We start from the raw sequence: 8,708 nt of genomic DNA, 5'->3' as shown, positions 1-8,708 counted from the left end.
GACGAGTACTCCGATGGTGGCAGCCAGCATGGCTTCATGATCTTTCGTTCGTTTGCTGAAGATGCCCAGTAAAAAGATTCCCAGCATACCCGCAGCAAATATTCCCGATAGTTCCCACCACATATCCAGGATACCCTTTGACCCCTTCATGGCCACGCCTGCCGCCATTCCCGCCAGGCCAAAACCCACGGTACCGATATAGAGTACCCGGAGTTTTTGTTTTTCGCTGGCGTTCTTATTAAAGTATCTCCGGTAGATATCTTCCGAAAAAACGGTGGCCGAAGCATTCATTCCGCTGCTGATCGTGCTCATGGCGGCAGAAAGAATGGCAGCGATGATGAGACCGGATAAACCCGCGGGGATATGCGTCACGATGAAATTCGGCATCACTTTATCCCCATAGTCCGAAGGGATGAAAGTGGTCATCATTTGTCTTATCTGTTCCTGGGTTGCACCCGATGGTAATCTTTCCCGCGCCAGCTGCTCTTTTACTACAGCCACCACTTCCGGATTTACGATACAATAGGAATACAGACAGGATCCGATGAAAAAGAATAACATGGAAGCAGGAACATACAACCACACGCAAAGCCATAAAGAACGGGATGCTTCTTTGGAAGACCTGGCAGCATGATACCGCTGCACATAGTTCTGATCCATCCCAAAATTATTAAGATTGATAAAGAAGCCATATAAGAGGATCACCCAAAAGGTCGAATTTTTTAAATCCGGGGCAAATCCGCCCAAACTGAATTTATGATCGCGGCCAGCAATCTCCACTATAGTGGAAAGACCGCCATGGGTTTCTTTGATGATGACATATATAATGAGCAGGGCGCCGAAGGTTTTAATGACCGCCTGCACTACCTCCGTCCAGATCACCGCTTCGATCCCTCCCAATACCGTATAGATGATGATACAAAGCCCAACAACCACCATGACAGTGCTCATGGAATAACCGGTAAGCGCCTGGATACTCAGGGCAATTCCAAAAAAGATGGAACCCATCCGCGCCAGCTGGGTCAATAAAAAACAAATGACCGCATAGGTCCGTGCCCAGGGTCCGAAACGATGCTCCAAATGGGTGTAGGCGGAAACTTCCCCAGTAGTCCGGTAAAAGGAAACAAAGTATTTCGAGGCGACCCAGGCGGCCAGGGGCATGGAAATACTAAATACGAATCCGTTCCAGTTACCGGCAAATGATTTACCCGGAACCCCTAAAAAGGTATTGCTGCTCAGAAAGGTAGCATAGATGGACATACCGATCGCCCAGCCGGGGATCATGCCTTTGGCACTGGTAAATTGATCCGCATCCTGGTTCTTCCGGGAAAACCAGGCCCCTACCCCGATCATCCCCAGCAGGTAAACGGCAATTATACTAAGATCTAAGATTGGCAAACTTTTCATGAAGTGGCAAGTTCTGGGTTCAATTATTCATTAGGGACGCAGTTTGAATTTGCAAACCAGGATTTGCTGGTTCTAAATTGCAGGTTCCAACGCATATTACAAAACAAATTTAGGCCCCTGTTCCCCAGCTTTATTTCAACTTCTTGGCTAATTATTGTACGATCTTATCGCATCTGGATTTTAGCGGTTTAGCTAAGGGCTGCTTTTCAATTTTATGTGTGTTTAGTTGTATTTTTACAAAAAACGATCCCTTCGGATGTCGGGTTTTGCATTTTTTTTCAATACTTTGTGGTAGATTCTTTTGATAAGATCGTTCAAAACTAAAAAACCCTAATTTAAACACCTTAATTAGTTTCTTATGCCCTCTGACAAAAAGTTCGTGCCGGTCATGCTTACGCCTTTTAATCTTAAGGCACAGGTCGATCTGGATGTGGTAAGCCAGCTTATCGATTTTTACCTGGCTGCCGGAGTGAAGGGGTTCTTCGCCAACTGTCTGAGCAGCGAGATGTACAGCATCAGCGAACCGGAAAGACTGGAACTTACCCGGCATATCGTCCGGTATGTGGACGGAAGGGTGCCGGTGGTAGCAACGGGTTCATTCGGTCTGACTATCGAGGATAAAGTAGATTTTACGAAACGTATCTATAATACAGGGGTCGATGCAGTGATTCTGATCACCGGTCACTATGCCAACGTGGAAGATTCGGACGAAGTTTTGTTACAGAATTTTAATAAGATGTTCCATTTGACGGATAATATTCCTCTGGGTCTTTATGAATGTCCGGCTCCCTATAAACGGATCCTGTCACCGGATGTATTTAAGACCGTGCTGGATACCAACCGTATCGTTTATTATAAAGACACCTCGATCCTTCCGGAAAAGGTTAAGGCCAAATTAGAAATTGCCAGGGCATCCAGGAGCAAACGTTTCGAATTTTTCGATGCCCATTCTCCGAATGCCCTGACCACACTTCAAGGCGGTGCAAAAGGAATGTCCTCCATTGCCGGCAATTTTTACCCGGAAATCCTGGTATGGATGTGTAACCATGCTACTGATCCGGCTAAAAAAGCAGAAGTGGAATGGCTTCAATCGGAAATTACCCGTGTCGATCCGATGATCCACGTAGCCTATCCGATGAGCGCCAAATATTTCCTGCGCAAACGCGGGCTGCCCGTCAGGACTATCAGCCGTACCCATCCTCTCGAACTGACGCCTGAGCAGAAACAGACCCTCGATCATGTATATGAAAGTTTTTTAACCTGGTGCGAAAGGCTTAAGATCACACCCGTGAATGTGACGAATGTGGCGGCTCTTTCAAATACCTATCCCGATCCGGCCATCTGATCCTGTGAAGTGATCAGGCATCTGATCCGGATGCAACAAATAAAGTAAAAAGAAGAAGCTCCGCATCTGATTGCGGAGCTTCTTCTTTTATTGCCCTTTCGAATCAGAACTTCGTATATACGGTCACGCCATATGTTTTCGGATCGCCCAGGTGAACGCCCCCGAAATCATAGGCATAGGAGATATATTTTTTATCACCCAGATTCCTTGCCCAGAAAAAGACCTCCAGGTTCTTCGCCGCTACTCCCAAACGCAGGTTATACAGGCTGTATGAAGACTGACCGATGCTGTTGTTCAGATCGAAATAGGTCTGACCGATATATTTCCATTCGCAGCGTACAATGGCCTGGTACTGACCTTGTCCGCCGAAAGGATAATTATATTGGGCAGCCAGCATGTAGGTGACATCCGGAGTAAAGATCTGGCGTTTGCCGGAAAGATCGACTGCCGAACCATTCTGCGAAAGATTCAGGCTTTCAAAGCGGCTATGCGTATATCCAAAATTGTAATCGACCGACAATCCTCTGAAGGGTGCGGCGGATATTTCCGCCTCCACACCCATATTATTCAGCCTTCCCGAATTTCTAGTAACGGTAATGGCATCCGGAAGGACAAGCGTAGGCACCTGCGCATCGTTGATATGGCTATAAAATGCTGCCAGGTTCACCCGCAATGCATTATGCCAAAGACTGTTCTTGATCCCCACTTCATAATTGCTGCTGTATTCCGGTTTGAAACCAACCAGGGGCGGCGAACCGGGCTGAAAAGAATATTGGCTCATCCCTCCCGTACGGAAACCTCTGCTGTATACCCCATATAATAAGGAATTTGCGGACAGATGGTAATCGATCGCCAGTTTGGGAGAGAAGGCGCCGAAGGAAGTATTGCCTGCCGTATCCGGTTGGATCTTCATAAAGGAAGGGTCCGGATCGTGCTGGTATTCAGCCAATATCTCCTGACGCTGGTGCTCATAATCATAACGCAGGCCGGCTGTAAGATTCACCTTTTTCGAAAGGGCATAAGTGGCTTGTCCATAATAGGCCATACCCCATTTATGACTTTTGGTCGTGCTAAGGGTGGTAAATAAAGAATCTCCCGCACCGATCAGGTTCGCATCGGTCCCGTAACGGGTTGCCTGTTTGTTTGGCGCATCCTGGAAAAACAGGTAGGCTCCGGCCGTCCATTTCCAGGGAGAGGAAGATGCGGCAGGTGAGGTAAATTTAAATTCATGGGTCACCGCCTTAACATTGTTCCAGGGCTTGCCATAATTATTAATGACAGATACCGCATCCAGGGGTGAAAAATCACCATCGATCGGCGTGGAATAATACCGGTAATTTTTTTGATAGGCCGTTTGGGAGGTAAAATTAAAGGAGGGTCCCGCATAGTTGGCCGCTAAAGAAACATTGAGGGTATTGTCCACCATCGTTGTCGTAGCATTCTGGTTCAATACAAAGGGATCCCTGACGGCATCTTCCGCACCGAATACCAGGGGAAAGGCACCATGGTTACGGTTATTCCGGTGTTTTACATTAAGATCGATGACCCAATGGGCATCAGGCAGATATTTTACATAATAATTCCCGGTAAAACTATGCTGTTTGTCATAGGATTGATTGGTGAATAGATTCGTGTAATATCCATTCCGTCCGTCATACAGGCCTGCCACACCCAGGAAAAGTTTGTCTTTGATGAGCGGGGTACGTAAACCGGCCGAATACCGCTGCTGATTATAATTGCCCAGGTTCAGTTCCGCGAAACCGCTTGTTTTGTTGGAAGGCTGACGGGTAATGATGTTGATCACCCCGCCCATCGCATTTCGTCCATATAAGGTTCCCTGCGGTCCCCGAAGAATCTCGATACGTTCCACATCCAATAATCCGGGGATATAGGTATCCGAGCCAAACTGGTTTACCCCGTCGATATAGGTAGCAACGGCCGGATCATAAGAAGTGGTGGTAATACCCCGGATGGAGATAACATCCCTTCCATCCCCGGGATCGGCCGCATATAAGTTGGGAACGATGGCGGTAATTTCCTTGTTGTTCCACAAACGGTAGTCGCGGACCTTTTTGGAAGGTATAGCAGAAATACTGATCGGCACCTGCTGCAGCAATTCTTCTTTCTTTTGGGCCGTTACGACTACTTCATCCAGTTTGGTGATTTCCTTTTCCAGTTGAAAATCCACCCTTTGGATTTTCCCTGCCTGCTCCTGTCCGGTAAGAATTATCTCCCTGTCAATTTTTGCATATCCGATCGCGGTGATCTCGATGGTGTAATTTCCCGCTTCTAATTTCTTAAAAAGGAACAAACCCTTATCATCGCTGATCACGGATCGGTTGGTATTTAACAGGTAAACCGTCGCTCCTGCAACCGGGCTACCCTGCCGATTGGTCAATACTCCCGAAAAGTCAGTATGCCGGTTTATTCCTCCAGCCTGCTGGCCGAAGGCTGCCATATCCAATACTAAAAAGACAAACGCCATTAATCCCATCCACTTTTTCATTTTCCTTTCTTTTTAAATTAAATAAACCCGGGCAATGTTTTTCATCGCCCGGGTTAAAGGTTTTTGTAAGCCTGTTTTTAATGACCGGCTCCCCTATTTTGGAATAAATTTATTATAAAAAAGAATAATGCCTTCATTCGAAGGAACGGCACTCTTCACGGTTCCTTTTATATATAATTTATGCTGCTGACCATCCCCGACCGGTGCAAGGGTTGTCCGGGCAATTTGTACAGGCCTGGGTGCATCGGGCTTGTCCCCGTTGGATTTGGCAGGTTTGGCCGGATTGGTGGCAACCTTTTTCTTCGCCGGGAAGTCGATTGCGCCCAGCTTTTTCCCGCCCGCTGAATCCAGGAACCATTCCACTACAAACGGCGAGGTTGGCTGATCTTCCCCATCGATCCCGATCTCGACCTGGCTGATGCCGGTCATGTCGATCGGTCCAAGCGTTATGCCGTCCTCGCTGTACTTGCCCTTTCCAAAACTGAAATGGCTGTTCCACAAAGAATAGGAACCGCTGCCGGTCAATGGCCGGGTATTGTTGATCCCTTTGTTGGTAAAAGAAGCAGAGATCGTAAGTACACCCTTATCCTTGATGGGCTGATGATTGGTCGGATCGACGGTCCCGCTCGCAGGAAGCGATTTGACTGTTTTGTTATCCGCCGATAAAGTTTGGATCCAGCCGACGATCTGCCGGATATCTTCTTCTTTTACGGCAGGATGCCCGGGCATAGCCACTTCTCCCCATTTGCCGCTACCACCCTTGGTTATTTTCTGGACCAGGTAAGAGACCATCTCCGGATCTTTCTGATAACGTTTGGCCACTTCCGTATACGCAGGTCCGATGGATTTTTCACTTACCTTATGACAGGTCTTGCAATCCAGGGAAAGCATAATATTCTTCCCCTCCGCAGCAGCACTTAATACCTGGTGCCCCTGTGAGGTGGCAGCCTTATCGAGTCCTTCGGTATAGTCGGCCGTTACGACCAGGTCGGCCGGGTCTTTTTGTTGTGCCGTATCCGTCTTATCCCGGATATTTACCGTGTAGTTCACCGGCCTGCCGGGAAAATAAAAGGTTTGATTGCCTTTGACGGAAACACTGACAGACGGTATTTCATTACCGGCATAGACATGGACCGTTTCGCTTTTGGAGACAGCGCCCTTGGCATCTTTAACCTCGACCGATATGGCAAACTCACCTGCCTTATTATAGGCATAGTTCAGGGCAGGAACGGTCGTTTCCTTTTTAGTACCGTCGCCCAGATCCCAGGTATAGGTCATAGCATCGTTCTCCACATCCTTTGCATCGACCTTGAGTTCAAGATCCAGGGGCAATAATCCGGATATTTTATTGACGGTGATCCCACTGATCTTCGGAGCAATATTTCCACTGTTATAATCAACACGGGAAAGACCTGCGTCCGCATTTTTGGTGAACCATCCATTTCCGTATTCCAATACATACATTCTTCCATCGGGTCCCATTTCTACATCGACCGGTGCATTGAAACGGGTATTCTCCAAAAAGGGCTCCATTTTATCGAAATCGCCGTTTGGCAACATCGTAACGGCCTTGAACCAACCACGGATCCACTCATACATAATGAACTTACCATTATAATAATCGGGGAACCTGGTTTCGGCGGGATAGAGATCCGAATAATACACCGGTCCGGCCATGGCACATCTTCCGCCGGCACCCACCTGGGGGAATTCCGGGGAATTACCATAAGGATACCAGACAAAGGCCGGTTGAGCCGGAGGCAATTCCCGCAGACCGGTATTGTTCCGTGAGTCATTGATAGGATGTGCGGCATCGAAGACCGGACCATTTTCGCCGGTTTCATAATTATGCAAATGGTAAGGATAGTTGTTCCCGACAAACAAGGGCCATCCGAAGAATCCCGCCTTCCGGGCCTGGTTCACTTCATCATATCCCTTCGGTCCTCTTGTATCCAGACTGTCGTTGTTGGCATCGGGACCGACTTCGCCCCAATAGAGATAACCATTCTTTTTATCGACCGCAATACGGTAAGGATTACGGTTGCCCATTACATAAATTTCAGGCCTTGTCTTGGGATTGGTTCCCGGGAACAGGTTCCCTTCCGGTATGCCGTAAGATCCATCAGGGTTTATTTTGATCCGTAATATTTTACCACGGAGATCGTTCGTATTGCCAGCTCCGCGGCGTGAATCATACTGGGTATGACCGGGCCGGTCATCCATCGGTCCATATCCATGGCTGGGATAAGGCGTATTGGGTTCATCGAAAGGGGTGGAATTATCTCCTGTTGAAACGAACAGGTTGTTATCCGGCCCAAAGGCAATGGAACCTCCCGTATGGCAGCATATTTCCCGCTGGGAATAAAGTTGCAGCACGATCTTTTCCGATTTATTATCGATGGTATCGCCAGTCAGGGTAAAACGCGACAACCGGTTGACGGAGGTATCCGCAGGGCTGTAATAGATATATACAAAATGGTTGGTCTTAAAATCAGGATCAGCCTGGATACCCAACACCCCTTCTTCCGCATTTACATTCGGCGTATGCAGGGTTTTAAAATATGCATGTAAGAAACCGGCCTGTTTGACTGTCTTTGTTTCGTTTTTGTAGAGCATGATCTCTCCCCGACGCTGGGTGATGAGTATATCCAGGTTCGGGAGGATGGTCATTTCCGTTGGCTCGAAAAATACGCCGGTTACCAGCTGAGTCCGGGTAAACCTGCCTTCTTCCGGCACCCGAAGGGTCTTAACCTTACTATAGTCTAATTTTTTATTTTCGGCTATCGCATATTCAATCCCGCCCAGCAGATGTTTCAGATAGTTGGGTTCGGTATAGGATTCTTCGGTATGGCCCAACTCCGTATACCAGGCCCTTCCGCCATCATATTCATGGAACCAGGCCATGGGATGGTTATCGCCGTTAGTTCCGCCTTCGTAGGATTTTTCATCGATAGCCAGCAGGACATGTACATCTTTGTTCAGGTTCTTAAAATTATACCATTCGTCTTTTCTTTTCCAGGTAGCCGGAAGATGTTTGGTGGCCGGGTTGCCGGCATCGATCACCTTTATGACGGCTTCCTGCTGGGCAGGATGGCCATTGAACCAGGCACCCGCCAGGCGGCCGTACCAGCCCCAGTCATATTCCGCATCCGTCGCGGCATGGACGCCAACCCAACCGCCTCCGGCCTGGATATACCGTTCGAAATCAGCCTCCTGGTAGTTATTCAATAAGTTGCCGGTGGTATTTAAAAAGACCACTGCCGCATATTTCTGCAGGGTATCTTCCTGGATCCAGCCCGCGTCGGAGGTGGTATCCACATCAAAATTATTTTCAACGCCTAATTTTTGAATGGCCGGCACGCCGGCAGCGATAGAAGAGTGATGATAACCGGCAGTTTTTGTAAATACCAAAATTTTTGGCTTTCCGGAACGGGTGTTACAATTAGAGAA

The 8,708-nt window shown here is 48.0% G+C and carries 4 protein-coding genes; 1 reads left to right on the top strand and 3 read right to left on the bottom strand.

Annotation, left to right across the window (positions count from 1 at the left end; all coding sequences use genetic code 11):
* On the bottom strand, positions 1 to 1,407 hold a 1,407-nt coding region (locus ACX0G9_RS26580; RefSeq protein WP_459068008.1), incomplete at its 3' end, for a sodium:solute symporter family protein.
* A gap of 358 nt (positions 1,408 to 1,765) precedes the next feature.
* On the opposite strand from ACX0G9_RS26580, the gene ACX0G9_RS26575 reads away from it, so the two are divergent.
* A complete protein-coding gene (locus ACX0G9_RS26575) occupies positions 1,766 to 2,752 on the top strand; it encodes a dihydrodipicolinate synthase family protein (protein ID WP_459068007.1) in 987 nt (328 codons plus the stop codon).
* Positions 2,753 to 2,855: 103 nt separating this feature from the next.
* On the opposite strand, the gene ACX0G9_RS26570 is transcribed toward ACX0G9_RS26575, so the two are convergent.
* Both ACX0G9_RS26570 and ACX0G9_RS26565 read right to left on the bottom strand, forming a co-directional pair.
* Positions 2,856 to 5,258 carry a TonB-dependent receptor gene (locus ACX0G9_RS26570; RefSeq protein ID WP_459068006.1) on the bottom strand — a complete coding sequence of 801 codons (2,403 nt, stop codon included), beginning with the start codon at positions 5,256 to 5,258 and terminating at the stop codon, positions 2,856 to 2,858.
* Positions 5,259 to 5,351: 93 nt separating this feature from the next.
* The gene (locus ACX0G9_RS26565) at positions 5,352 to 8,669 is read right to left on the bottom strand and encodes a ThuA domain-containing protein (protein WP_459068005.1); all 3,318 of its coding nucleotides are present in this window, start codon (positions 8,667 to 8,669) and stop codon (positions 5,352 to 5,354) included.
* Positions 8,670 to 8,708: the final 39 nt, after the last annotated feature.

This window comes from Flavitalea flava (genome assembly GCF_054461575.1).
The sequence above is the reverse complement of the archived record's forward strand: the minus strand, read 5'-3'. Positions and strand labels throughout refer to the sequence as shown.